This is a genomic window from Pseudomonas sp. G11 (assembly GCF_029457515.1).
GTDB lineage: Bacteria > Pseudomonadota > Gammaproteobacteria > Pseudomonadales > Pseudomonadaceae > Aquipseudomonas > Aquipseudomonas gorinensis.
In genome coordinates, this window is the sequence record NZ_CP120377.1 from 4339528 (window position 1) to 4364228 (window position 24701).

The 24701-nt window shown below is 56.0% G+C and carries 23 protein-coding genes and 3 pseudogenes; 17 read left to right on the forward strand and 9 right to left on the reverse strand.

What is annotated here, in order from left to right:
- Positions 1-7: 7 nt before the first annotated feature.
- From P2T68_RS20085 to P2T68_RS20110, 6 genes are all read left to right on the forward strand, one after another.
- Positions 8-1000, forward strand: a complete 993-nt coding sequence (locus tag P2T68_RS20085; protein ID WP_277378178.1) for an aldo/keto reductase — start codon at positions 8-10, stop codon at positions 998-1000.
- 60 nt (positions 1001-1060) lie between these two features.
- Complete coding sequence (locus P2T68_RS20090; protein ID WP_277378179.1) at positions 1061-1528, forward strand: cupin domain-containing protein; 468 nt, start codon at positions 1061-1063, stop codon at positions 1526-1528.
- Positions 1529-1754: 226 nt separating this feature from the next.
- On the forward strand, positions 1755-2531 hold the full coding sequence (locus tag P2T68_RS20095) for a carboxymuconolactone decarboxylase family protein (protein WP_277378180.1): 777 nt from the start codon (positions 1755-1757) through the stop codon (positions 2529-2531).
- Between the two features lie 121 nt (positions 2532-2652).
- On the forward strand, positions 2653-3597 hold the full coding sequence (locus P2T68_RS20100) for an alpha/beta fold hydrolase (protein ID WP_277379763.1): 945 nt from the start codon (positions 2653-2655) through the stop codon (positions 3595-3597).
- A 50-nt stretch (positions 3598-3647) separates the two neighbouring features.
- Complete coding sequence (locus P2T68_RS20105; protein ID WP_277378181.1) at positions 3648-4700, forward strand: alpha/beta hydrolase; 1053 nt, start codon at positions 3648-3650, stop codon at positions 4698-4700.
- Between the two features lie 80 nt (positions 4701-4780).
- A complete protein-coding gene (locus P2T68_RS20110; RefSeq protein ID WP_277378182.1) occupies positions 4781-5674 on the forward strand; it encodes a LysR family transcriptional regulator in 894 nt (297 codons plus the stop codon).
- A gap of 293 nt (positions 5675-5967) precedes the next feature.
- Here the strand turns inward: P2T68_RS20110 and P2T68_RS20115 are convergent, their stop codons facing one another.
- Positions 5968-6423, reverse strand: a complete 456-nt coding sequence (locus P2T68_RS20115) for an Lrp/AsnC family transcriptional regulator (protein ID WP_277378183.1) — start codon at positions 6421-6423, stop codon at positions 5968-5970.
- Positions 6424-6562: 139 nt separating this feature from the next.
- Here P2T68_RS20115 and P2T68_RS20120 point away from each other — a divergent pair, with 139 nt between their 5' ends.
- Genes P2T68_RS20120 through P2T68_RS20130 form a run of 3 tightly spaced genes read left to right on the forward strand, consistent with a single transcriptional unit; the run spans position 6563 to position 8497 of the window.
- A complete protein-coding gene (locus tag P2T68_RS20120) occupies positions 6563-7177 on the forward strand; it encodes a LysE family translocator (RefSeq protein WP_277378184.1) in 615 nt (204 codons plus the stop codon).
- Positions 7178-7191: 14 nt separating this feature from the next.
- Positions 7192-8025: a 3-methyl-2-oxobutanoate hydroxymethyltransferase gene (panB, locus tag P2T68_RS20125; protein WP_277378185.1), complete on the forward strand. Its 834-nt coding sequence runs from the start codon at positions 7192-7194 to the stop codon at positions 8023-8025.
- A gap of 16 nt (positions 8026-8041) precedes the next feature.
- Positions 8042-8497: a MaoC family dehydratase gene (locus tag P2T68_RS20130; protein ID WP_277378186.1), complete on the forward strand. Its 456-nt coding sequence runs from the start codon at positions 8042-8044 to the stop codon at positions 8495-8497.
- Positions 8498-8872: 375 nt separating this feature from the next.
- On the opposite strand, the gene P2T68_RS20135 is transcribed toward P2T68_RS20130, so the two are convergent.
- Positions 8873-10795 carry an ATP-binding protein gene (locus P2T68_RS20135; protein ID WP_277378187.1) on the reverse strand — a complete coding sequence of 641 codons (1923 nt, stop codon included), beginning with the start codon at positions 10793-10795 and terminating at the stop codon, positions 8873-8875.
- A 343-nt stretch (positions 10796-11138) separates the two neighbouring features.
- Positions 11139-12413, reverse strand: a complete 1275-nt coding sequence (locus tag P2T68_RS20140) for a hypothetical protein (RefSeq protein ID WP_277378188.1) — start codon at positions 12411-12413, stop codon at positions 11139-11141.
- Here P2T68_RS20140 and P2T68_RS20145 point away from each other — a divergent pair.
- From P2T68_RS20145 to P2T68_RS20155, 3 genes and pseudogenes are all read left to right on the forward strand, one after another.
- A protein-coding gene (locus tag P2T68_RS20145) for an IS3 family transposase (RefSeq protein ID WP_277378190.1) occupies positions 12412-13562 on the forward strand; the annotation gives its coding sequence in 2 pieces (ribosomal slippage) (positions 12412-12646 and positions 12646-13562; 1152 coding nt in all). The two genes, P2T68_RS20140 and P2T68_RS20145, sit on opposite strands and share 2 nt — an antisense overlap.
- A 21-nt stretch (positions 13563-13583) precedes the next feature.
- Positions 13584-14183, forward strand: a pseudogene (locus P2T68_RS20150) (DEAD/DEAH box helicase); the annotation flags it as partial.
- A gap of 345 nt (positions 14184-14528) precedes the next feature.
- Positions 14529-15136, forward strand: a pseudogene (locus P2T68_RS20155) (IS21 family transposase); the annotation flags it as partial.
- A 53-nt stretch (positions 15137-15189) separates the two neighbouring features.
- On the opposite strand, the gene P2T68_RS20160 reads toward P2T68_RS20155, so the two are convergent.
- Positions 15190-15996 (reverse strand): helix-turn-helix domain-containing protein, encoded by an 807-nt coding sequence (locus P2T68_RS20160; protein ID WP_277378192.1) that lies wholly within the window; start codon positions 15994-15996, stop codon positions 15190-15192.
- Positions 15997-16114: 118 nt separating this feature from the next.
- Here P2T68_RS20160 and P2T68_RS20165 point away from each other — a divergent pair, with 118 nt between their 5' ends.
- Positions 16115-16474, forward strand: coding sequence for a hypothetical protein (locus P2T68_RS20165; protein ID WP_055137773.1), 360 nt, complete (start codon positions 16115-16117; stop codon positions 16472-16474).
- A 46-nt stretch (positions 16475-16520) separates the two neighbouring features.
- Here P2T68_RS20165 and P2T68_RS20170 read toward each other — a convergent pair.
- Positions 16521-16715 (reverse strand): annotated as a pseudogene (locus P2T68_RS20170) (transposase domain-containing protein); the annotation flags it as partial.
- A 74-nt stretch (positions 16716-16789) separates the two neighbouring features.
- Positions 16790-17740 (reverse strand): DUF6516 family protein, encoded by a 951-nt coding sequence (locus P2T68_RS20175; protein ID WP_277378193.1) that lies wholly within the window; start codon positions 17738-17740, stop codon positions 16790-16792.
- Between the two features lie 592 nt (positions 17741-18332).
- Between P2T68_RS20175 and P2T68_RS20180 the strand changes: the two genes are divergently transcribed.
- Together P2T68_RS20180 and P2T68_RS20185 are read left to right on the forward strand one after the other, a co-directional pair.
- Positions 18333-18623 (forward strand): type II toxin-antitoxin system ParD family antitoxin, encoded by a 291-nt coding sequence (locus tag P2T68_RS20180; RefSeq protein WP_027605753.1) that lies wholly within the window; start codon positions 18333-18335, stop codon positions 18621-18623.
- 2 nt (positions 18624-18625) lie between these two features.
- A complete protein-coding gene (locus P2T68_RS20185; RefSeq protein WP_277378194.1) occupies positions 18626-18982 on the forward strand; it encodes a type II toxin-antitoxin system RelE/ParE family toxin in 357 nt (118 codons plus the stop codon).
- A 599-nt stretch (positions 18983-19581) separates the two neighbouring features.
- Here P2T68_RS20185 and P2T68_RS20190 read toward each other — a convergent pair.
- From P2T68_RS20190 to P2T68_RS20200, 3 genes are read right to left on the reverse strand one after another with little or no spacing between them, the layout of a single operon-like run.
- A complete protein-coding gene (locus P2T68_RS20190) occupies positions 19582-20649 on the reverse strand; it encodes an SAVED domain-containing protein (RefSeq protein ID WP_024075601.1) in 1068 nt (355 codons plus the stop codon).
- Entirely contained in the window at positions 20649-20912 is a 264-nt protein-coding gene (locus tag P2T68_RS20195; RefSeq protein ID WP_227496797.1) for a Mov34/MPN/PAD-1 family protein, read from the reverse strand. The genes P2T68_RS20190 and P2T68_RS20195 overlap by 1 nt, the downstream gene beginning before the upstream one ends.
- Entirely contained in the window at positions 20909-21169 is a 261-nt protein-coding gene (locus tag P2T68_RS20200; RefSeq protein ID WP_236645983.1) for a hypothetical protein, read from the reverse strand. The genes P2T68_RS20195 and P2T68_RS20200 overlap by 4 nt, the downstream gene beginning before the upstream one ends.
- 353 nt (positions 21170-21522) lie before the next feature.
- Here P2T68_RS20200 and P2T68_RS20205 point away from each other — a divergent pair, with 353 nt between their 5' ends.
- Positions 21523-22779: a hypothetical protein gene (locus tag P2T68_RS20205; RefSeq protein ID WP_017530618.1), complete on the forward strand. Its 1257-nt coding sequence runs from the start codon at positions 21523-21525 to the stop codon at positions 22777-22779.
- Positions 22776-24692 (forward strand): caspase family protein, encoded by a 1917-nt coding sequence (locus P2T68_RS20210; protein ID WP_017530617.1) that lies wholly within the window; start codon positions 22776-22778, stop codon positions 24690-24692. The genes P2T68_RS20205 and P2T68_RS20210 overlap by 4 nt, the downstream gene beginning before the upstream one ends.
- Positions 24693-24701: the final 9 nt, after the last annotated feature.

A 24701-nucleotide genomic window follows, 5' to 3' on the forward strand; every position in this document is an offset into this window, starting at 1 on the left:
TGACATCATGAAAATCCGCACGTTGGGCAATGGCCTGAAAGTGTCCGCACTGGGCCTTGGTTGCATGAGCATGACGTCGGCCTACGGGCCGGCTGCCGACAAAACCAGCATGATCAAGCTGATTCGTTCGGCCCACGAGCAAGGCGTCACCTTGTTCGACACCGCTGAAGCGTATGGCCCGTTCGCCAATGAAGAACTGCTGGGCGAGGCCTTGCAGCCGATCCGCGAGCAAGTCGTCATTGCTACCAAATTCGGCTTCGATATCGACCTGATCACCGGCGCACGCGGCGGCGGCACCAACAGCCGCCCGGCGCATATCCGCGCCGTGGCCGAAGCGGCGTTGAAGCGTCTGCGCACCGATTGCATCGACCTGTTTTATCAGCACCGCGTTGATCCGCAGGTACCCATCGAAGACGTCGCCGGCACGGTCAAGGAGCTGATCACCGAGGGCAAGGTCAAGCATTTTGGCCTGTCTGAGGCGGGTGTGGAGACCATACGCCGGGCTCACGCGGTGCAACCGGTCACGGCGGTACAGAGCGAATATTCGCTGTTCTGGCGCGGCCCGGAGCTGGAACTGCTGTCGGTGTTGGAAGAATTGGGGATCGGTTTCGTTCCGTTCAGCCCGCTGGGTGCCGGTTTCCTCACCGGTCAGATCGACGAGCACACGCAGTTCGACGCGAGCGATTTCCGCAATTTCGTCCCGCGCTTTTCCCCTGAAGCGCGCAGGGCCAATCTGGCGTTGGTCGATGTGGTGAAAGCCGTCGCGCAACGCAAACAAGCCACGCTGGCCCAAGTGGCCCTGGCCTGGTTGCTCGCACAGAAACCGTGGATCGTGCCGATCCCGGGTACGACGAAACCGCATCGCCTGGAAGAAAATCTGGGCGCGGTCGAGCTGCAATTGAGCGGAGATGATCTGCGCGTGATCAACGAGCAGATGGCGCAAATTCAGGTGCACGGTGAACGCCTGCCGGAATCGGCACTGAAAATGACCGGACTTTGAGTCTGCCCAACGCGGCGCTGTGTGGGGCGCCGCTTTCATTGCCTGACCGGAGTTGATCCGATGAACCGATTGATCGCGCCACTCGTGGCTTTCTCACTCATGACCGCAGAAGCCCAAGCTGCCAGTGAAATCCGCATTACCCCGAACGGAGCCCAGCCCTCGATCAAGGGCGCGGCGCTAAACTTTACCGGCGCTGTGCGCGTCGATGGCTTGTTCAAAGGTGACGCACCCGCGCGCATCGCCGGCGGCACGGTGACCTTCGAACCTGGCGCACGCACGGCGTGGCACACCCATCCGCTGGGGCAAACGCTGATCGTCACCGCTGGCGTTGGCTATGTGCAGCAAGAGGGCGGCCCGCGTCAGGAAATCCGTCCGGGCGACACTGTCTGGATTCCGCCGAACACCCGGCACTGGCACGGCGCCACGGCCAACAGTGGCATGACCCACATCGCCATCGCTGAAGCTGAGGACGGCCAGACCGTCACCTGGGCTGAGCAAGTCTCGGAGGCGCAATACGCCGGCCAATGAGGTTACAGAATGTGTCGAAGTTGTTCGCTCGGTACTCTTCCGGCAAACCATCATCTGACCTCCGGGCCCCGTAACAGCGGGGCCGAGTCAGGACTCCAGCGGTTATGGCAACGTTGACTCATGAGTTTTGCTCAGGAGTCCATGCGCCTTTTCGGGGTTAATCGCCACAACCATCCTCCGTACGATCCAGCAACACCGCAGCGACCTGCAATGGATGGAGCCTTTCATGATGACCACTGACGCACGCAAGTGCACCGCCCTCCCCGCACTCATGGCGCTTTGTCTGGGCGTTGCGGCGATCTTCAGCGTTACCACTCAAGCAGCCGAGGCAGCGCAAACCATGACCAACACACCCGCCAGCGCAACGGCATTGTCGAGCCAACAACAAGCGATTCCACTGATCGCGGCTTTCATGGCGACCAGTGACATGCCTCACCTCAACACGGCGCTCAACCAAGGACTCGATGCCGGCCTGACCATCAGCGAAAGCCGCGAAATTCTGGTGCAGCTCTACGCTTATGTCGGCTTCCCGCGCAGCCTCAACGCCTTGAACGAGCTGATGACGGTGGTCCAGGCGCGCAAACAGCGCGGCATCGATGATGCGCCGGGACGCGATCCGGGCCGCGCTATTCCGACCGGTGACGAACTGCTTGCAGCCGGCACCGCGAATCAAACCAGGGTCTCCGGCGGCCCAGTCAAAGGCCCGGTGTTCGAGTTCGCTCCGGTGATCAACCGGTTCCTGCAAACGCACTTGTTCGGCGACATCTTCGAGCGCGACAACCTCGACTGGCAAAGCCGCGAACTGGCGACCGTTGGCGCGCTGGCAGCGACGCCGGGGGTGGAATCGCAGCTGCGCTCGCACATGGCGGCGAGCCTGCGCGTCGGTCTCAGCGCGGCACAGTTGCGCCAAGTCACCGAGCTGCTGAAAAAACACGGCGATGCGCAGACGGCTGAACGGGCCAGCGCAGCGCTGACCCAAGCCATCGCGGTCTCGGGGAAATGACATGAAAGCTGCAAAGCATTTGCTGTGTATCTCGCTATTGAGCTTGTTGGCGGCCTGCGCGAACCATTCCGAAGGCCCGCTGCTGATCCAGAAGCAAGGCAGCTTCGCTGCCGGCGGAACGATGACTAAGGCACCGGGCACCTTCAACCCGCGCCAACCGATGACGCCCAGCGGCCAGACTTACCACGGTGACCACGCCTACGCGTTCTATCAGATCCCGGTCGATGCGCGAAAACTGCCCATCGTCATGTGGCACGGCGCGGGTCAATTTTCCAAGACCTGGGAAACCACTGCCGATGGCCGCGAGGGTTTTCAGAACATCTTTCTGCGCCGTCACTACGGCGTCTATCTGATCGATCAGCCTCGGCGTGGCGATGCCGGACGCAGCATGGTCGAGACCACAGTCAAGCCTGTGCCTGACGAACAACTATGGTTCAACCAGTTCCGCATCGGCCTGTGGCCCAACTACTTCAAAGGCGTGCAAGTGGCACAGGACGCTCAAACCCGCGAGCAGTTTTTCCGGGCGATGACGCCAAACACCGGGCCGTTCGACATGGGCGTGGTCTCCGATGGCGTGTCGGCGCTGTTCGACAAAATCGGCCCGGGGATTTTGTTCACCCATTCGCAAGGTGGCGGGCCGGGCTGGTTGACGGCGATCAAGAACGACAAGGTCAAAGCCATCGTGGCATTCGAACCGGGCAGCAGTTTCGTGTTTGCTGACGGTGAAGTGCCGGCGCCGATTCCCAGCGCGTTCGACACGGTGCAAGGCGCAGCGGTGCCGATGGAGCAATTCATGGCGCTGACGCGCATTCCGATTCTGATCCTCTACGGCGATAACATCCCGGAACAGGCCGTCGACCTGCCTGCTCAGGACAGTTGGCGCGCACGCTTGAAGATGGCCCGGCTCTGGCGTGACGCGGCCAATCGACATGGCGGTGATGTGCGACTGATCCACCTGCCGGAGATTGGCATCCACGGTAACACCCACTTCCCCATGTCGGATCTGAACAACGTGCAGATCGCTGACCTGGTCGCGCAATTCCTCAAAGAAAAACAGCTGGACTGACCCCAATACTTTTGCAACTGCCGCCCTAATTGATTGCTCAGGAGCTTCACGTGAAGAACACTCTCAAAGCCACGCTCATGTCGGCATTGGTCGGCCTCTCGGCGGGCGAGGCCTTGGCCGCCGACTACAAAAAGAATCCTTTCACCCTCGCCTACGACGGCGCGATCAGCAAGAACGAACCGGGCAAGGTCAATATCCACCCGGTCAAGTACTCGCTCAATGGTCTGGACATCGCCGCTAACGTGTACACCCCGGCCAACTACGAGGCGAAAAAGACTTACCCGACCGTGGTCGTTGCACACCCCAATGGCGGCGTCAAAGAACAGGTTGCCGGTCTGTATGCCCAGCGTCTGGCGGAACAGGGTTACATCACCATCACGGCCGATGCGGCCTATCAGGGCGCCAGCGGTGGTCAGCCGCGCAGCATCGATAAACCCGCGTATCGCATCGAAGACATTCACGGCATGGCCGACTTCATCAGCCAGTTTGCCGGCGTCGATGAAAAACGCCTGGGCCTGCTCGGCATCTGTGGTGGTGGCGGTTACTCGTTGGCGGCGGCGCAAACCGACAAGCGCTTCAAATCGCTGGCGACCGTCAGCATGTTCAACTCGGGCCGGGTGCGCCGTAACGGCTACAACGACTCGCAAATGGACAGCATTCAGCAACGTCTGCAACAGGCTTCGGCGGCCCGCGCACAGGAAGCCGCCGGTGGCGCGGTGTTGTATTCGGGTGATGCCAACCTGACGGATGAGCAGATCGCCAAATTGCCGTTCGAACTCTATCGCCAAGGCTACGAGTATTACTGGAAGACCCATGCGCACCCGAACTCGACGTTCAAATACACCACCAGCAGCCTCATCGACCTGATGCGTTTTGACGCCACCAACCAGATCGAGCTGATCAACCAACCCTTGCTGATGATCGCCGGCAGCAAGGCCGACAGCCTGTACATGACTCAGGACGCCTTCCCCAAAGCCACTGGCACCACGGACAAGGAAGTGTTCATCCTCGAGGGCGCCACCCACATCGAAACCTATTGGGTGCCGCGCTATGTCGACGCCGCCATCGGCAAGCTGAGCGCGTTTTACGCCCGCACCCTGTAATGAACTCTGTGGGGGTCGCGCATCCGTGCGCAACCTGCTTTCATGGATTAATCCGCGCCCTTCATGAGAGGTTCTCATCAATGTCCCGCGCCAATCTCAACGACCTGCAAGCCTTCGTGGTCATCACCCGCGAAGGCAGCTTCACCCGCGCGGCCGCACAACTGGGCGTCTCGCAATCAGCGCTGAGCCACACCATGCGCACTCTGGAAACACGGCTGGGCGTGCGCCTGCTGACGCGAACCACGCGCAGCGTGTCGCCGACCGAAGCAGGTCAACGCCTGTATCAATCGATGGCGCCACGCTTCGATGAGATCGAACTGGAACTGGCCGCGGTCAGCGAGTTTCGCGACACCCCGGCCGGCAATGTTCGGATCTCGGCCTCCGAACATGCGGCGAACAATATTCTCTGGCCCAAGCTGTCGAAGGTGTTGCCTGACTACCCGGACATCAGGGTCGAGATTACCGTCGACTACGCCCTCACCGACATCGTTGCGCAACGCTATGACGCCGGTGTTCGCCTGGGTGAACAGGTGGCCAAAGACATGATCGCCGTGCCCATCGGCCCCTCTTTGCGCATCGCCGTTGTGGGCTCGCCCCATTACTTCAAAGACCGCTCGATTCCCATGACGCCGGGCGATCTGGCCGCGCACAACTGCATCAATCTGCGCCTGCCCACCCACGGCAGCTTGATGCAATGGGATTTTGAAAAGGACGGCCACGAACTGAAAGCTCGGGTCGAGGGGCAATGGACGTTCAACAGCAGCGTGCCGATCCTGCGCGCGGCGGTGGCTGGATGTGGTTTGGGGTTCCTGCCAGAGGACATGGTGGCGAAGGAGCTTGCCGACGGTAGCCTTGTACGGGTGTTGGAAGATTGGTGCCAACCCTTTGCCGGTTACCATCTTTACTACCCGAATCGCCGTGAACATTCATCAGCGTTTGGTGTTGTAGTTGAAGCGTTACTCTACAAGCGCTGAGTCATCGACCTTCAAGGCGCATGAGCTTCATCCGCCCCATAAACCCGTAAATGAGCAAATGCTTTTGATCGGTTGCAGCCGGAAGCGACCGACTGCAATGGGGCGATTACTGCTGACTTTGAGTGATAGCTATTGGCTGTGGATTCAACCAGTCGTTCAACAGCAGCAGCTATCAGCCATAGACGAACCTATGCAACAGTCTTTGTTCGCGCCAAGCAGTCGTATATCAACATCGGGCGATTCGACAAACGTATGACTGCTTCCCCCCTGACTCTCCCGTAATGCTTGAGCTCTTATTCTAAAGGCAGAGGACGGTCTGTGATGACGTGCTTCATCACTAACGTCGATGTGAGACGCTGTACGTTAGGTAGCCTAGACAGTTCTTCATCGTAAAGCTTCTGAAAGGCTGGAAGATCTGCTGTCACCACCATCAGCAGATAATCAGGATCGCCAAAAAGTCTTTGTGCTTGGACTATATAGGGAACTCGTGGTAGAGCATTTTCGAAATCCGCTACCGCCTTTTGGTGCCCCTCTCGAAGGGTTACGAATACCAGGGACGAGAAATTCAGACCTATCTCGGTCGCCGATAGCTGAGCACGGTACCCTTTGATAACGCCTGCATCCTCCATCGCCCGAACGCGCCGATGGCATGGAGACAAACTGAGACCCACGCGGTCGGCCAATTCTGTCAGCGACTGGCGACCATCTTGCTGTAGCTGCGCAAGAATCTTCTTATCAATTCGATCCATTCAGAAAAACCTTCTAATGCAGTCCGCCTTGGCGGGTTTCTTCGAAAGATAATACCACTTGGCTTTCTTTATCCTTCCACCACAGTGTTTCAGGGCGGTAAACGGCGCACTGAACTGATGAAAAAAGAAGGATTTGAACGTGACAGTGTCTCTGATGATGGCCTTCTGGGCCGTATCATTTTTGTTTGTTATCACGCCTGGGGTCGACTGGGCCTATTCGATATCGGCAGGTTTGCGAGGCCGTGTCCTACCCGCCGTAGTCGGCATGCTTTCCGGTCACCTTGTGGCCACGTTGATCGTCGCTGCAGGCGTAGGTGGGGTGTTGGTCAAAATACCCCATGCGTTGCTGACATTAACGCTGATGGGGGCGGCCTATCTCCTATGGCTCGGCTTCAACATGGTGCTAAAGCCTTCGTTGCCTCCTCAAGGAGCATCCAGCGGTGACAGTAGCTGGATGGCCTGGGCGATAAAAGGACTGTGCGTCAGCGGTCTCAACCCGAAGGTTCTTTTGTTGTTCCTGGCGCTGCTACCTCAGTTCACTGATGCGTCGGCGGTATGGCCAGTAGGGACTCAGATTGTCGCGTTAGGTTTGATCCACGGTTTCAGTTGCGGCATCGTCTATCTCGCGGTTGGCTATGGCGCTGGAGCGGTGCTTGCTTCACGTCCAGCAGCGGCTATCTATGTGAGCCGGATATCGGGAGCCGCGATGATCGTCATTGCTGTGGTTCTTGCTGCCGAACGGCTGACCATTTGAATTAAGGAAGCAAAATGTCTGATCAAATCACTGCCCCCTATAACAGCCCTTGTCGCGGGAGGGTAAGAATTCCTCATTTACAAGACATGAAGGCACGGGGTCAAAAATGGGCCATGTTGACTGCTTATGACATGTACGCCGCGTCGGTGTTTGAGGCAGCAGGAATTCCGGTACTGCTCGTAGGCGATTCCGCCGCCAACAACGTATTTGGGCACGACTCAACGTTGCCAGTAACAGTTGACGAGATGCTGCCTCTGGTCAGGGCGGTTTCTCGCGCTACTGAGCGGGCGTTGGTCATTGCGGATTTGCCTTTTGGCTCTTATCAGGGATCGCCTGAGCAATGTTTTCATACCGCAGCCCGTTTCATGAAGGAAGGCGGCGCTCATGCCGTAAAGCTCGAAGGTGGGATCGAAATGCTTGCGCAGGTAGAGAAGTTGGTAGCCGCAGGCATTCCGGTTATGGCTCATATAGGTTTTACCCCGCAGGCAGAACACCAGCTGGGCGGATACCGTATTCAAGGCAAGGGCGAGGATGCGCAGAGGTTGATTAATTTGAGCGTTGCCTTCGAGCGTGCAGGGGCGTTTGGCCTGCTTATTGAAATGGTGCCAGGAGACGTGGCGACGAGGATCACCGAGATAGTCTCCATCCCTACCGTCGGAATCGGTGCAGGAGGTGGCTGCGATGCCCAGGTACTCGTCTGGCAGGACATGGTAGGGCTCCATCATGGTCAATTGCCACGATTCGTCAAACAGTATGCGGATATGAGAAAGGTGATGAGTGACGCTGCACAAGCCTTTGCTAAAGACGTCGAGTCGGGCTCATTCCCTGGGATTGACCATACGTTTTAAATCGTCGGAGATGCCAATGAACGCAATACGCCAGAGAGCAATCGAAGGACTTGAGAAAGGCGATACTTTCGAAATCAAACGCACTTTTTCGCACGCAGATATCGTTCAGTTTGAGGTGATATCGCGCGACCACAACCCGGTGCATTCCGACGCTATGTACGCAGAAGCAAAAGGCTTTGATGGTGTCATCGCTCATGGCTTGCTGACTGCAACGCTGATTACGGAAATCGGAGGGCAATTGGGATGGCTGGCCACCTCTATGAATTTTCGCTTCAAGCGCCCCGTTTACATTGGCGATGAGCTGACTTGCGTGTGGAAAATCATGGGGATCGATGACGGTAATCGAGCGCGAGCCGAAGTAACCGTGAACAACATTAACGGCCAGGTTGTCTTGCTCGCCGAAACAACAGGGCTGATCCCCAATGACACCGAGAGAAATCTACTCGCATCAATAACAATTGATGAAACTTAGATTTATAACGGCGGCCAAGACATGCCAAAAACACCTCTTGTATCGGAACCACGCATGCAGGACTTAATAAATTTTATTGTTAGACCAGGAAGGGGAATTGAAGACGCCTACTTTCTCCTGCTAGCTGCTTTCGTTGGTGGCGCAGCGGGAGTATTACTGGCCTACAAGGTATCGCTATCGGTGGGATTGCCCTTTGCACTAGGCGCGACCCTGATGCTTTATTTCACGTGGCGAACCCCAAGCTTGATGCCTCTACCCTCTAAGAGGCCAACGCCTATTGAGCCGTAGTACGAGGTGATAGATGCGATCAAACTGGAATAATCACCTAAAACCTGCGAAAGGCTTGCTGCTTAACTCGCACTTTATAAAACGCAGTTACCGTTTTTGGCTGATAGCAAAGGACACTTTAACCATCATGCCGGCCGAATGACCTCGGTATACTTTTAGCGTTCGTCTAATACAAATCCAAAATCGTCGTTGGACACTTGCGCCGCCTCGTTGAGCCGTTGACGTAGTGCAACGGTCAGCTGTCGTTCCAGAGAGATAGCCGGTACCGGCAACTACCATCTCTTCCATGAGCGCCGTGAGGACCGCCTCTATACGCTTTAGCCGTGGCGCCAAGCCCATCCGCAAATTGAGCGTCTCGACCACCGCGTTGAAATAAAAATCGAAAACCTTCGACACGCCAGCCAGTCCACGCGGAAGTTCGCTTTCATTACGACGTTCAAGCATGTCACAGCAAGTACGCAGGAACAGCGGGTTCTCAAACTCTGGCGCGAAATGCGGGGCTGCCATTCGAACGATGCCACGCTGGTCGAGGTAACGACGCGCAGCTTCAGCCGCCCTTCCTGCGAAACCTGGGTGTTCCAAACTGGGTAACGTGGTCGTATCAAGGTCGCGCACGATATAAGGGGTGAAGGTCGAGCGACAGGAAACGAGGACCGCTATATGTTCAAAACGGTCGGCCACAGCGAGGAACGCGGCAAGACGCTCGGACCAAACCGCTACACCATTACGCTCGTTGATCGCATCAATCATCACTAACGCGCGGGTGCCAGCTGCTTCGGCAGCGGAGTCAAACGCACCGAGAATTGCGTCCGGAGGAGCATTTGTCAGCCCCAACTGCTCGGCGATCTGTCGCCAAGGTTCCGCATCACTGAACGCTCCACCAAGCATTAGGACGGCGGGAAAGCCCTGCGCAACATGATGCTCGGCGACATCGGCCAGCAAGTGTGACTTACCAACGCCCGCCTCTCCGCTCAGCAGCAGGCGGTGTGAATTAGCGAAGTTGGTCGAGGGGGCATTGATTTCCTCGACAACGCGATCGATCACTTCGCGCAAATGTTCGGCAAAATGAAGACCGTCGCGACCACTGTCCTGACCCGCGCCGGGTTGCCGACGTAGCTCCCAGATTCCGCTGCGACAGCGGTTGAGCGCCGCAGCTGCAATCGCCAATAAAGCACTCCATTCCCCGAATGGAATGAGATTCGCGGGGCCAAGTGGTACGCCGCGAATTGCTGAAGATATCGCAGCCATTTGGTCGCCGAGCGCAGTGAAATCAATATCACATATTCCTCCCAGCGCCGCGCCGATGCTGCGTAGCGAACGATGTCTCGCCTCGTCGAGATCATCAGCCCAACCAATGATCTTGCACGCGAAATCGGGATCTCGTGCGAATGCGACTAATGCCTGACGAATAGGCAGTTCGATATTAAGTTCTGGCGTGTAGCGGCGACCGAGAGCGGCACGGCTGATCGCAAACCGGTCTTTAAACCATTCGCACCCAAAATGAGGGAGATCGAACCAATAGGTACGACGCCCCACATACAGTGGATCATTCCGTGAGAGTCGTTCTGTGAGCTGGAAACCGCCCCAGAGTTGGATTTCAACTACACGAGGCGCGATGGAAGCTTGACGCGCAATCACCCAGTCATCCCAGCGATTGCGCTCAGACTTACGGCCTTCAACACGGCCATCAGACAAGTCGAAAGGTATGCATACGATGAAGGTGGCGAGTGCGGGGTGTTTGGCTACGGCGTTTTCAAAGGAGTCTTTGAGCTGCCCCGCTTCGCCGCTACCGAGCTCGAAGAAAAACTTGGCCTGCCATCCAGTTTCAGATCCGTTGGGCTCGACTCGATAACATTCAAGTCCTGCGTCGGCACCCGCTCCCTTGCGGTGGAACGGTACGCCACCCTGAGACTCGAGCGCGGCAAATTGGCAGACGAGCTCCTCGAAACCGGCGTGCTGGCTGCCGTGATGTGTGCGGATGGCTCGGAAATCGATCACTGATGTTGCCATCGGCGGTCCTCAGGTCAGTTACGGAACTCTACTAAGCCGCGATAGTTACGCATATTCAGTGGCTGTAGCAATGATCTCCGAAAGCGCACTCGATACCGGCATCATTCAACAGCTTTCATTTCAAAATATTTGGACCTCCAGTGTCCAAGGCCGGCGTAAAACCAGCTTACTCAACGGTTATCTGATTCGAGACGACAAACTAATTTGTAGCCCCCTCCAGCTAACAACAACTTCCTTAATTTGGTTGATTAGCAGATACCGCGCCATGTCAGACCGCCTAAATATTCCGTCGTCGGGCGGTGTATCACGGAAGGGGCGAATTAATCCCTTCCGAGATAACGTGCTAATTTAGGAATGGCTCGACAGGCACTACCACTCCAAATTTTTCCAACTGCAGGAACTTTGCTCCCAGAATCTCAGCTGGAATCTTGCGCTGCAGAAGGCCGAAGAAGTTTTCATCGTGCGTAGAGATAATAACTTGTTTATCAAACTGTAGGCAGATACTGCGCAAAAGATCAATAGTTGAGAGAATATTGATGGAGTCCATCGACTGGATAGGATCATCGATCATCACGACATCAATCGGATTACCCTTATCATCCTTGGCATGAAGCGCGCCGGCCAGAAACACACTGAGACTGAGAATATTGGACTGAGCAGCGCTGAAGTACAAGATTGGCGAAATCAAAACCCCATCTTCGTCACTCACGACAATGTTCAAACCTGGTTTATCAGAGTCAAAATCCGGCTTGAATTCTACTTTCTTAAAGGATGGATGCGGGTCAATTTTTTTGTAGATAACGTTGATGAGATCTTCATAGAAGAAATTGTTAATCAAAGTCTTCAGCTGCTCGATCACAGCCAACCGTTCCGTACTCAGAAGCATGTCAACCTGGCTTCGCTGATCTAGCTCCACTTCCAGTTCAGCCAACTCATTTTGAAGGGATAAGCGCTTGATGTAGGGTTTAAAGGACGCCATCAGCTCCAACAGCAGTTTGAAACTGTTTTCAGCGGTTTCAAGTTGCTCGGTGCGCAAGCGGCGGGTCTGGAGTTCACTGGTGATCAGTGCTTTGACTTGGTCTAAACGATCCTCTGAGCGAACAACAATCAACGTGGCAAGGCTTTCATAGAAAGCGTTGATTGCGGACTGAGCGCGAGCCAATTCCAGATCAAGCCCATCTTTCTGAGATCGTAGCTGGACAAAACTCACCCACGTCCCATCGGACAGCATCTTCTGCTGGAGTGCACTGCACTGAGTCGTCAGCTCATCAGTAACGGCCTTGGCGTTAGCAAGTTGAGATTCAAATTTACTCTTCTCGACCTGACAATGTTCAGCCAACTGGGCTGAATTGATACCATTATTCATCAGGTACTGAGAGACAAGCAGATAGGACGCTTGAGACTTAAGGGTATCGCCTTCCGTTGTCAGAACATGCAAATCTGCATCAATCTGTGAAATCTCTCGATTGAGCTGTGCAATTTCTTCAGACAACTCAGTTTGACGATTTACAAGTCCGGAACGTTTGAGTGAAAGCTGAACGATCTCGCCTTGAGTGAATCGCCCCGGGTTTCGTAGACACCTCCATGCCTTAAACTGAGGCCAATCAGGAGGTGCCATGAGCAACCCACGTTATCCCGAAGAGTTCAAAATCCAAGCGGTCAATCAAGTGACCGAAAAGAAGCTGCCTGTCGCTGATGTGGCGGCGCGTCTTGGCGTGTCGACGCATAGCCTCTATGCCTGGATAAAGCGCTACAGCAAACCTCAGGCAGAACGGCAGCAAGACGACGATCAGCACGCTGAACTGCGTCGTCTGCGAGCCGAACTCAAGCGCGTCACCGAAGAGCGAGACATCTTAAAAAAGGCCGCCGCGTACTTTGCCAAGGAGTGCGGTTGAAGTACGCCTTTATCAAGCAGCGAGCGGGCGATTATTCCATTCGACGGCTTTGCCTGACGCTGAAAGTCCATCCCAGCGGTTATTACGCCTGGCTGTCTGAGCCGCAATCTGTACGCGCCAAAGACGACCAGCGACTGCTGGGTTTGATCAAGCATTCCTGGCTGGAGAGCGGCGGCGTTTATGGCTATCGCAAAGTCCATGACGATCTGCGCGAAGTCGGTGAGGATTGTGGTCGGCATCGTGTGGCGAGGCTGATGCGTCTTGAAGGTCTGCGCTCTCAGACAGGGTATCGACGCCGTCCTGGCAAATACGGCGGTAAGCCAGCGGTCGCCTCACCCAATTTACTGAAGCGCCAGTTCGATGTCGTAGAACCCAACAAAGTTTGGGTCACCGACATCACTTACATTCGTACGTATGAAGGCTGGCTGTATTTGGCAGTGGTGCTGGATCTGTTTTCTCGTCAGGTCGTTGGCTGGTCAATGAAGTCGCAGATGACCAGTGATTTGGCCATTGATGCGTTATTGATGGCGGTCTGGAGGCGTAAACCGAAGCAGGAGGTGATGGTTCACTCCGACCAGGGCAGCCAGTACAGCAGCGCCGATTGGCGCAGTTTTTTGAAGGCGAACAATTTGGTTGCCAGCATGAGCCGCCGAGGCAATTGTCATGACAACGCCGTGGCTGAGAGCTTTTTCCAGCTTCTAAAGCGGGAACGGATCAAGCGGAAAATCTATTCCACGCGCGAAGATGCTCGTAGTGATGTGTTTGATTACATCGAGATGTTCTACAACGCAAAACGCCGCCATGGTTTCAACAATCACCTGTCACCGGTAGAGTTTGAAAAGCGTTATGCAATGAGCTTGCAAGGTGTCTAGAGAATCCGGGGCGATTCAGACCAACGCATTATCTTCGGTGGCCGTCGATGGCAGGTGCGTGATGTTGACCTGCAGGCCAAGGTCATCATCGTCTCAGCGGCACGCGGCGGTGCTCCTCCACAGTTCGATGGCTTGGGCGCAATGGTACATGACGCCGTACGCGCGGAGATGCGAGCAGTCTTGGCGGACTCCAGCCCCTGCCCTTTTATCGATCATGGTGCCAAAGCTTTACTCGACGAGGCCCGGAAAACGTTTGCCTTATTGGGGCTTGGCGAGCGGTATCTTATCGAGTCTGGAGGGAAATGTTATTTGATTAGTTGGTTGGGTGATTACGCCAATGACGCGCTAAGGCTGCTGCTTAATCATGCGGGCCTTTCTTGTGATAACTCGGGTCTGGCTATAGAGATCGATGCGAATATCGATCAGGTAAGAGAGGCGCTCACAGTTGTTGGGGACTTAGACCCAAGTGACCTCAATTCGATTTTAGAGGACGTACAGAATATGTTGCGCGAAAAGTGGGATTGGGCGTTGCCGGAGTCGTTGCTGGTGAAGTCTTTTGCTTCCATATCGCTCGATATCTCAACCGCTGTTTGTTTTGCCCAGAGACAGTCGATGATCTGAATCTAAACCTTGAGAGGTTGATGTGTTCGGGCAATCACCTGTGCGAACAATACCAAGGCATTTCCAGACGAATCCCCTACCGCCTAGCGCCACAAATGGCAAGGCATGGCCTACGTGGTCCAAGAGCTAGCGGAGCGCGAATTGCGCCCAGCTTTCGACCAAGAAGCGGATGTATTTTCCGGCATCCGCTGGGGATTCCATGACCATCCGGACACTCATTCCACGAGCATCCGGACACCGATTCCACGGCCATCCGGACACTTTCAGGCAGGCAGCAACGCAGGACTATTCACTACCATCGACCTCTTTTATCGCAGCGAAGAGGTCGTCGTAGAGCGTTTATCCATGCGTAAAATCCGAGAGGTACTACGCCTAAAGTTCGACGCCGGCCTGTCCGTGCGCAAGATCGCCGCCAGCTTATCCATCGGCCATTCAAGTGCGGGGGATTATCTTTGCCGATTCGCAGCCAGTGGGCTACAGTGGCCCATCGATATTTCTGATGCTGAGCTGAATCGACGGCTGTTTCCACCCGCAGTGCCGGTGCCCAGCGCCCGATGCCCGACTGGGCGTGGGTACACGCCGAGTTGCGCCGTCCCGGCGTCACCCTGGCGCTGCTCTGGCAGGAATATCGGCTCGCTCAACCGCAGGGCTTCCAGTACAGCTGGTTCTGCGAGCACTACCGCCTCTGGGCCGCCAAGGTCGATGTGGTCATGCGCCAGGAACATCGGGCCGGTGAGAAGCTGTTCGTCGATTACGCCGGCCAGACCGTGCCAGTCATTGACCGTCGAACCGGTGAGATCCGCCAAGCGCAGATCTTCGTCGCCGTGCTTGGCGCTTCCAGCTACACCTTTGCCGAGGCTACTTGGTCGCAAAAGCTACCAGACTGGCTGGGCTCGTACGCCCGCCGTTTTGCTTTTTTCGGCGGCACCGCACAGATCCTGGTGTCCGACAATCGTAAGCGTCTGGCGAACACACCTATGAATGTGTTGAACCGAAGATAACGGCATCAGCATTTCAATTGTCCATAGGCTCGGGCCATGACTTCCCAGGTTCTCGCGTCGGCAGGAATCAGATGCTCAATACGCAGCGACTCCATCGTAATGTCGAGAGGCATGCCAAATGTTGTAAAAGTTGACATGAATTTCAGTTCCCCGTGCCTTGAGTCGAGCCGCGTCAGTACCAACGGAGGCAGTTCGTTTGTCAACGTGGAAGCCTCTTGAGGCATGGGGAGGCTTTTCAGAAGCGTAGCGAGCCCCGGGTTGCTCAGGGCCTCTCTAGCTGCCCTTTGCCAAGCAATCAATCTGATTTCCTCGACGTTGTTCAGATGATCGCCCAACCCTCCAGGCTCCAGCAGCGTTACCAACAGATTTAGGCCTTCTGCCGCATCGGCACTCAGGCCGACCAGATCGAACAGCACTCCAGTGCTGGCGTTGGCTGCCAATATCTCCCACTGACTCCCCAAGACAATCGCTGGTGCGGGGTTGTTGGCATGAAGCAGGTGAGTTATAGCATCACGAACAGCCTCCATGCTTGGCGAGGTAAGAGGTGTTGCTTCGTAGCGCGGTGCATAACCACTGGCGAGAAAGACACTGTTGCAATGCTCTAGAGGCGCATCGAGTGCCATGAGTAGGTTATGCAGAGTTCCTGGGCTTGGCTTGGCGCGCCCTGTCTCGATGCAGCTGAGGTGGCGCTGAGAAATACCTGACATCAAGGCTAGGTCGAGTTGGCTCAATTTTGCCTGACGTCGCAGTTGACGCAACTGCTCACTTGCAGTGATGGCGGGTGTCGTTCGAGGAAAAGGTCGGGTGCTCATTGTTCGACTCTGACGGCGCGAATTGGCTGAGTCCATGACCTGTGAGGTCATTGATCTCGTCGTGACAATATCACTACCTTGTCAGCGTTGATCATCGCTTCTTGCTCAAGGAGGACTAATGAAAAGACCCTACCTCTCACTTGCCACATTGGTGATTTTTTCCTTGTATACGGTGGGTACCATGTTCGTTGCCGATCAATCGCTCATCGACTTCGGCCTGGAGTTAATATCCAGCCCGGACACTGCCCAAGTAGTTATTGACCTTTACCTGCTCGGCGTCCTCGCTTGCATCTGGATGTATCGGGACGCTCGCTCCAAAGGCCGATCTGCGGTCTCTCTTGTGCCTTACTTTCTGATAACAGCAGTCTTCGTATCGATTGGCCCATTGCTTTACCTCGTTATCAACGGATTCGCCAAGAAGAAGCTGCCTACGGATACCACCGGTTACAGCATCAATATTTCGCGCAATCTCGACTAAAAGGAATGAAGAGGATGTCCGTTGGCGTTTGGCAATTCCTTTGTTTCTAGATGTCCGGCCAACACGCCTTGCGTGATTGAATGGGCGCCCATCGATGCGACAGCAACTCCGTAATCTCACTCGCCCGCTGCGTCGGCAGGCGAGTCAGAACATCCTTCAAGTAAGCATACGGATCATGCCCGTTCATGCGCGCAGACTGGATCAAACTCATGATTGCTGCCGCCCGTTTGCCGCTGCGCAATCATCCTAAAACTAATCGGTGATTGACGCCGCTGGGGAGGGCTGCTTGATTCGCGCATGAGGCCAGCGTACAGATCATTCACTCGTAACCATCAATTTAGTTTCGGCGTCCAGGATCATCTTTCTGATCAGCTTCACATCCATCCCAACGTTCCCATAGGTAAAGCTCGACTCGACGATCTTCTTCTTGGACTTTCTCAGGTCAGGATGGTGATGGTCAGGACCGTAGGGCACCTTATGATGGTTCGCCGAGTCGACTCGCGATAAATTCGTTCCGTCGGGCGCTTGAACGTTGTAAGCGTAATTCATGGGCGATACGTACCTGACGATAACGGCCACCCCGGAAGGCCTTCGGGCCGTGATCGCTTGGTCTTGCACTTTCTCAACGGTGCAGTCGAGCTCCGTTTTGAGGGCTTCGCACGCCAGTTCCAGTGCCTCACTCGCGCTTACTTGCTGGAAATTGTCGAACATTACCATCCCACCCAGATGCTTGGCGACGTAGTTCAGCAACGTTGATTGCTCTTGCGCCTCTGCTTCATGTGTCGAGCAAAGTTGCAATCCGATTAACAGACCTGAGCCTCCCTGTACCGTAGTCGTTGACACCCGATCTGTTTCTGCTCCGCACACCAAACACTTGCCATCGGATGAAAGCCAGATCGCTCCGTCCACCGCCGTATTTTTGCGCCGGCCATTAAAAAGCCCTTCAAATGAGCGGGCCTCACTGTCACGCTCCTGGCGCCAGGTGCTGAAGCGCTGAGGATAGTCAAGATCGTCGATAAGCTTGGAGAAACCAGCGTCGTTGATCGGCTTGAGGGTTAATCCGTTTCTCTCAAGAAACACGCCCACGCTGCCGAGGGCTAGCAAGTTTTCGGTCTTTAGGTAATAGATTCTCGCCGCAGGAAACCTGTCGGCCGGTTTGTAGAGGGCGTTGAAATGAAACACTCCCGAGGCCACATAAATATGAACGTCGTCTGCCCCTTGCATCATCCACAGCAACGTTTCCTTGTCCCGAACCTCAATCGGCAATACCGGTTTTTGTTCGGAAAGGAAATTGCCGCCGAAGATTTATATCGCGCCATCAGTCGCGCGGCCATCGAGCTTGAGAGTTATGCAGTCTTTAATTACATCGTTGAGCTTCAACGTTAGATTCCACGCCTGTGATTGTCTTGCACTCAAGATGGGGACAGCCAGGCGACTTCACAAGCCGTCATCATCAACAGAGCTTCGTCGCCGCGACAACGCATGAATCGCCTCTGATTTTCTATACTTTTTCTAAGGTCTGCTTCTGGTCGCTGTCACCCACACCAAGCCAGTTCGTACACTTACATCGCGCGTGCCTTGGGACGTCCGCCCTCCCACCGTTGCACTGCAAATGATCGGGGAGCCTGCCCGTCCCATCAAACAAGGCTTGGTCAAACTGAAGGCCCAATTCCACACTAATCAAGATGTCTACTACGCCCCCCTGCGCCAGCTTTTTTGACGTTGTGCGCATGGAGCAAAGAACGACCCCGTACGACGCAGTTCGTCAGATCCAAACCTCAAACCATGTGCTCGCAAGCAAAATGGCATAATATGCCAATGATCGGAAGAAACTGTTCACCGAAAGCTGGAGCTCATTATGGCAACGAGAAACGTTGTGCTCACCCCTCACCAGGAACAGGTTATCCAGGACCTAGTGCAGTCTGGCCGGTATCAGAATGCCAGCGAAGTGATGCGAGAAGGTTTGCGGCTATTGGAACAACGCGTCGCCGAAGACACCGCCAAAATTGAGGCACTGCGTCAGGCGACCTCAATCGGCATCATGGATCTTGAGCACGGGCGCTTTACTCAGGTGAACGAAGGGGATCTGGAGCACTACCTCGAGGGCTTGAGCCTGGAGGCAACCCTCCCCGCGAGAGAGAAACACTGAGCATGCCGCAGTATCGGATTTCCAACCCGGCGCGCGCCGACATTGTCGACATCCTTAGACTCTCCCAGACGCAGTTCGGCGATCAAGCACGCCAGCGCTACCAGGCGCTTATCCTCGCGGCGCTGCAAGCGCTTGCCGACACGCCTTATCGCATTGGCAGCCACGACCGCGATGAGCTTGCACCGGGCCTTCGCAGCTATCACCTCATCTATTCACGCCAACAGGCCAAACCAACCCATGGAACGGTCAAAAGCCCACGCCATATCGTGTTCTATCGTGTGGCAAACGACGACGTGATCGAGGTCGTCAGACTCCTTCATGACGCCATGGAAGTGCAGTTGCACTTGCCGAACGACTGATCAGCGACCTGACCCAACGGCTTAACAGGCCAGGAATAGCGAAGGTAAGGCGCCGCCTCCACATTGCAATCCGAGCGTCCTCGCTGCCGGCCGACTCGGCCGTCAATTGAAGTGGTGGGTTCTGGGTCTGACCGGACTATCCGCTTGGATATCGACTCATTACCCAACCTTCTTCCGAACAACCAAGGATTTGCCAGATACGGGTTGCTCATCCAGTATACGGAGGCGCACTGAATACCAGCCACTGCCATACTGGAGCCCGTCGGAGATCGCCATTCGCGATCACTCGCACACTCGGTGCGAATGGGGGCAAAAATGGGGGCAAACAAAAGCGTTATCGACCTGAAAACACTATTCTAGAGCCTAGTCAAAATGTTTTTTGGCGACCCTGAGAGTCTTTAGGCGTCGTCGGGCAGGCTGTTCATCTGATCATTTTTGCCTTTCCACAAACCATGGAGCTCCATTCACTTCCGGTGGATTGCTACATTGGGGGCACATCTGAGGGCATGCTTTGGATGGTTTGAAAAGGATGCCCCCACTGCCCGCAATCCTGCCTAAGCATCAGTGTGTCGCTAAGCGCCAAGAGAACTTTAGCGACATCATCGGTGCACTATTTCCGGCTGGAGCACCCCCGCTACAGGCATGCGCACTACCCAAGGGAATCGTTTGGGATCGGCCTGTTCGTACTGATTGACCTCCAGGCGAGGGAGATTCCGCTTGTCATACAGCATGCCTAGCCGCAATGCCAGGCTTGCAGGGGCAGCCAGAAACAAAGTTATTTCTGTAACGCCTTTTCGAACCAAGGAAATCACTGTATCGAGAAACAGCTGAGCGAGTTGTTGTTTCAACTCGGACCAATGCGTGTCGGTACCACGGCCTTCCAGATCCATCCGGATAATGGGCGTTACTGCCTCAGTGATCTGCACATCAACATCCAAAACATCGTACGAAGCGGACACACAGAGCGCCACGCGGGTCGCCCCTGCTTGCAAGGTATCCAAGCCTGCCACCACAAAGCGTTTACCGTCATCATCAACGGTCAACCCACGCCTGGCACGCAGTAGCCGATCCCAGTCCATGATGACCGTGTTTGACTCGTCGACGACGATCACTCCGAGGAGAAAAAGCAATGGCACCGGTGCAAGCCCACCGAGCACAAACGATATATCGGATCGATCCAACCCATCGCAACGTCGTGCAATGTCATCAGGCAGGCTTGAAATTCGACGTACTGCAGCCTCTGGGCTCACGATCTGTCCGTCTACAATTCCTTGCCTCAAGTCGATGATCACCTGCTCACGGCGACCGAGTATTGATGAGGGAACTGCTGAAGCCAGAGGTTGACCTTGCCAATCTCTCAACCCTCTGGCCTTGATCACGATGACCTTCTTACGGCTCTCTCGGCGGATATCACGAACGACCAGCCATCCACCTAGCAATACAATCACACAAGCTCTCGCGAACACACCCCAACTCAATGCACCGGAGCTTCCAGAGGTATCCCAGCTAAAGTTAAACGGCACCTGGGAAGTTGGAATCGTAATGCCGACTGTCAGTCCTACGAGCACCAGACCAAAGAGGGGCACGCCTACTCGAATCAGTGTGACGCCCGGCAAACATCGCCTGAAGACCCAATCGATAAGCGATTTAATGAAGTAATTTATCACTATCTATGCTCCAGAATGACAACCGGTGATGGGCTAAAATGGCGACGAAACAAGGTGCAAGAACATGAGATCTTCCGCCACCATTGCAGCCGAACGATCAGCAGTACCGCAAAATCGATACCGCGCTCACCGTTGACAAGATCGACCATAGACTCAACGTCCTGAGCACTAGGCGTCACCGGGAATCGAGGGTGCGAATGCCACTCACCCAAGTAGTTGAAGCGATCATATTGATGCCCGGTTTCGCAGAAGAACGCATTCATGCCTCGGCATGGGCTTCCGAGCTCCGGACGAAATGCGCTTGCCCTCCCGTCTGGCTGTCAATCATCAAGTCAACAACTCGGAAATGACCGGGCTCAATCTGCTCCCCCATCAACACACTGCCAATCTCTCGACTACCCGCCGCTCTGAGCGCCTTTCGCAACTGCTCCTTGACGCTATCCGCAAATTCAACTTGCATCGTTGGCTTTTGGTAGAAGGTCTGCGAAGAATTCCTTGAAGGCCTCAACGTCGCCATCATGTACCTCCATGCTCCGACCATCGGTTGGGCCAAGATCGATCGGCCTAACATCGAATGGCGCCGTAAAGAGCCATCTTCCAGACAGGCCAATCAAATAAGCGGAGTATGGGAAGATCGTCGCTTCGGGACGAGCAAGTAGGTCAGTGGCAAAGCGAGACGGGTGCGCAGCAATCACAGTGACGTCTTCTTGGACTTCTAAGGCCGGGATGGAGATGGTCTGGACCTTAGAGCATCTTATGATTGTTCGCCGAAATGGCTTTCTGCCACTTCTCTTTTCCCCTAATTGCTAAGATTATGGGCGGCGTGGCGATATGCCATCCGATTTAACGCTGCCAGCATCCAGAGGACGGACGATGAAAATCATATTCGTGCACGGCACGGGCGTTCGTTTGCCCGCATTCGAAGCCACCTTCAATACGGTCAAGGCTCATGTGGCGCACTTTCTGCCCGCTGCATCCGTGACGGGTTGTTATTGGGGCGACCATGGCAGTGATATCGGCAAGGGCTTGTCGGTGCCGCTGTATGACCAGGCCAGGGCCATCAACCAGCAAACGCCCGAAGACGAAGCCCTCGCCGAATGGGCACTGTTGTACGACGATCCGCTGGTCGAGTTGCGGTTGCTGGCCGCCAGGACGAGTGGTGACATAGCCTTCGACGGCTTCGGCGACAGCCCGGTGATTAAAGTGCGCAAGGCACTGGCCGAACTGCGGAATGCAATCGACACTGGCACCTGGCCCCCCGTGCCCGGCAAGGTCGACGGTAGCGCCGTCGCTGCGATAGAAGCGATCGATAACTTACCGGAACTCGATAGCGCAATCGCCGAGGGCGTCCAGTTCGGCAAGAACAGCGGCAAGGGGCTCGACCCTCTCATCGAGTTGCTGGCCCGGGCCGTGACAGCAGGTTGGGTGCAGGCGCAAATGACTACGGGGTCACCCGTGGTTCCGTCCACCACCCGCGACGCGCTGCAACTGGCGGCCTTCCACCTCATGGGAGGAAGCGGCGCTCAGGTCAGAGGAGTGGTCGGCGATATCGTCAGCTTCGTGACCAAGCCGTTACGCACCTTCCTTGGCGCAGTTGTTGCCGACCCGGTGCTTCAGGTCGCCGCTTGGGGCGGACGGACCTATCGCCACAGCATCGCCAATGCAGCGACGCCTGCCGTTGGCGACATCCTGCTCTACCAGGCCCGGGGCGAAACAATTCGCTCGATCATCGCCAAGGCGGTTGCAGACGCGGGTGAGACGCCAGTGGTGCTGCTAGCCCACAGCCTGGGTGGCATCGCTTGCATCGATCTGTTGATCTCGTCGCCGCCACCTCAGGTCAAGGCCGTGATCACCGCCGGCTCCCAAGCACCGTTTCTGTACGAGATCGGCGCGTTAACCCAACTCCAGCAACCCGCCGCATTGCCGGGCCATATGCCCAGTTGGCTGAACATCTACGATCGTGACGACCTGCTGTCCTTCAAGGCAGAGGCCATCTTGGGCAACGGCGCCAGGGTCAGTGACTGCGAAATCCGCAGCCATCAACCCTTCCCTGCATCGCATAGCACCTACTGGGACAACGTCGAGGTCTGGAAGCGGATCGCCGGATTCCTGGAAACCCTTGGCACATGAAGCTCGGCTCGGCAGCGAATACCTACGCTATCGTGGTCGGTATCGAGTGCTACCGACAAGCCGGCTGGACGCTCAACGGCCCGGCGATGGATGCGCTGCGCATGGCCAACTGGCTGCTGGAAAAAGGCGTCCTCCCAGGCAACATGAAGGTCTTGATCAACGAGGACACCGACATCAGCGAAGCGCTGGGCGAGCAACGCGAGCAGTTGAAGGCCTGTTTGCGCGACGCAGGCGTCGAACTGCGACAGAACCCCACACGCCAAGAACTGGACGACATCCTGGAGCCCCAGAACCTGCTCACACCGGACGGTGTCGGCGTGAAAACCTTGGTCCTTTACCTGGGCGGTCATGGCCTGTGGGAAGGTGGAGAAGCACCAAAGCGCTACCTGGTTACTGCCGATGCCTCCGAGCGCCAATGCCACGTGGTGAACCTGACAGGGATTGCCAACCGGTTCGCCTACTACACCGGCGCGAACCGCTTCCACCGCCAGTGGATCATCCAGGACATCTGCGCGACCCTGCCGGGAGGCCTCCCCCTGAAATGCCTGGCCATTCAAGATTCACCAAGGACGGTGCCTGATAGCCATCAATATATCTTCAACGCCGCACGTCCCGGCCAATCGGCCGGCAACGATCAAGTACGACAGACCGGGGGGTTTTCCTCCGCCCTCATGAAGGCCCTTGCAGGCCAGGACACATTGGAAGGGCTGAATATCGAAGAGGTGCGCAAGGCGATGGACGCCTCTCCCTGGGCTCTCAACAACCGGATGTCCGTCTCCTATCGCGATCACAACATGGAGGAGCAGTCGCAAGTCTTGGGTTCCCTCGCCACCGACCAAGGCGCTCTGGCGGAACTGGAACGGATACTCGGCACAAGCCAAGGGATGACCACGGATTTTATCCAGGCCATCTCCCGACGGTTCCGGCGCGGAACATCAGAGCGCCCGACCCGCCCCCTGTCGCTGCTGCAGTTGCTGGACGGACTGGTCGCCCCCGAGGATTGCGGGCTGACGAACATTGAACAGTTCGCGATCCACCTGCATTCGGTGATGGTCCAGCTCAAGGAGAACTGCGGCAGCACGAATTGGGACGCCGACATCGAGAAGGTCTTTAACTGGATCCTCAAATGGCCCGGCGCTCACGACAGGCCCGCTGTAAACCAGTTGAAGGGCCATTTCGAGAACGAGGCGATGGCAAGAGCAGACCTCATCATCATCGACCTGCGCGGTAGCCAAAACCCAAACGAAACTCGGGTGTGGACGTACTCTAATGACGAGCCCACCGACATGGAGCCCTTCACGACGCCTCAGTCCAGCCTGACCGAACGCCTGCGTAGTGTGCTGGAGCAACTCTGCGCCAGTCCATGCGTGTATCGCACCACCCTGTTCGAAGTCGTGGTGCCGGCGGCGGATCTTTTCCAGCCCTATACCGGCCTTGAGTTCATCCGGGATGAGGTACCCGCGTACCTGGGCCATGGCGAGTCGCTGCTGGCGTTGCGCATTCTGGAGCGCTGGACCGACGAGCGCTGGAATCGTGTGTGGAAACGCCACTGGAAGGACGCCAAGGTCAACAGCGGGCGACCGCCGAAAATGGCCTGGCTCTCCTCCGGCACCGCGATGCCCCGCAGTGACTGGCTTTGGCACGGCACAGCGCACCTAGACACCCAGAGGGCCGACCTCGAGCGGTTGCTCAAGCAAGGCGCAGCCTGTGCCACATGGTGCGAGCCTGCGCATATGGAGCAGGTCACTGCGATCGTGGAAAGCGGGCTGTTTGCCTACCTGCACCAGACCCGCACCGAGTTGGCCACACTCAACGCCCAAGGGCAGCATGGCATTACCTGCATATTTGACAACCCCGACCAGATTCCAGACGGTGCTGGCGGCTTTTCCAGTCGCTTCAAGCAACCCTCCTAAAGGACATGA

Bases quoted from the DNA above. Each gene is read 5' to 3' on its own strand.
- P2T68_RS20135 (WP_277378187.1), bottom strand. From the start codon at position 10,795: ATGGCAACATCAGTGATCGATTTCCGAGCCATCCGCACACATCACGGC.
- panB (WP_277378185.1), top strand. From the start codon at position 7,192: ATGTCTGATCAAATCACTGCCCCCTATAACAGCCCTTGTCGCGGGAGG.
- P2T68_RS20110 (WP_277378182.1), top strand. From the start codon at position 4,781: ATGTCCCGCGCCAATCTCAACGACCTGCAAGCCTTCGTGGTCATCACC.
- P2T68_RS20090 (WP_277378179.1), top strand. From the start codon at position 1,061: ATGAACCGATTGATCGCGCCACTCGTGGCTTTCTCACTCATGACCGCA.
- P2T68_RS20210 (WP_017530617.1), top strand. From the start codon at position 22,776: ATGAAGCTCGGCTCGGCAGCGAATACCTACGCTATCGTGGTCGGTATC.
- P2T68_RS20165 (WP_055137773.1), top strand. From the start codon at position 16,115: ATGAAAAGACCCTACCTCTCACTTGCCACATTGGTGATTTTTTCCTTG.
- P2T68_RS20130 (WP_277378186.1), top strand. From the start codon at position 8,042: ATGAACGCAATACGCCAGAGAGCAATCGAAGGACTTGAGAAAGGCGAT.
- P2T68_RS20195 (WP_227496797.1), bottom strand. From the start codon at position 20,912: ATGAATGCGTTCTTCTGCGAAACCGGGCATCAATATGATCGCTTCAAC.
- P2T68_RS20200 (WP_236645983.1), bottom strand. From the start codon at position 21,169: ATGATGGCGACGTTGAGGCCTTCAAGGAATTCTTCGCAGACCTTCTAC.
- P2T68_RS20180 (WP_027605753.1), top strand. From the start codon at position 18,333: ATGGCAACGAGAAACGTTGTGCTCACCCCTCACCAGGAACAGGTTATC.
- P2T68_RS20185 (WP_277378194.1), top strand. From the start codon at position 18,626: ATGCCGCAGTATCGGATTTCCAACCCGGCGCGCGCCGACATTGTCGAC.
- P2T68_RS20115 (WP_277378183.1), bottom strand. From the start codon at position 6,423: ATGGATCGAATTGATAAGAAGATTCTTGCGCAGCTACAGCAAGATGGT.
- P2T68_RS20095 (WP_277378180.1), top strand. From the start codon at position 1,755: ATGATGACCACTGACGCACGCAAGTGCACCGCCCTCCCCGCACTCATG.
- P2T68_RS20100 (WP_277379763.1), top strand. From the start codon at position 2,653: ATGACTAAGGCACCGGGCACCTTCAACCCGCGCCAACCGATGACGCCC.
- P2T68_RS20205 (WP_017530618.1), top strand. From the start codon at position 21,523: ATGAAAATCATATTCGTGCACGGCACGGGCGTTCGTTTGCCCGCATTC.
- P2T68_RS20140 (WP_277378188.1), bottom strand. From the start codon at position 12,413: ATGGCACCTCCTGATTGGCCTCAGTTTAAGGCATGGAGGTGTCTACGA.
- P2T68_RS20160 (WP_277378192.1), bottom strand. From the start codon at position 15,996: ATGAGCACCCGACCTTTTCCTCGAACGACACCCGCCATCACTGCAAGT.
- P2T68_RS20085 (WP_277378178.1), top strand. From the start codon at position 8: ATGAAAATCCGCACGTTGGGCAATGGCCTGAAAGTGTCCGCACTGGGC.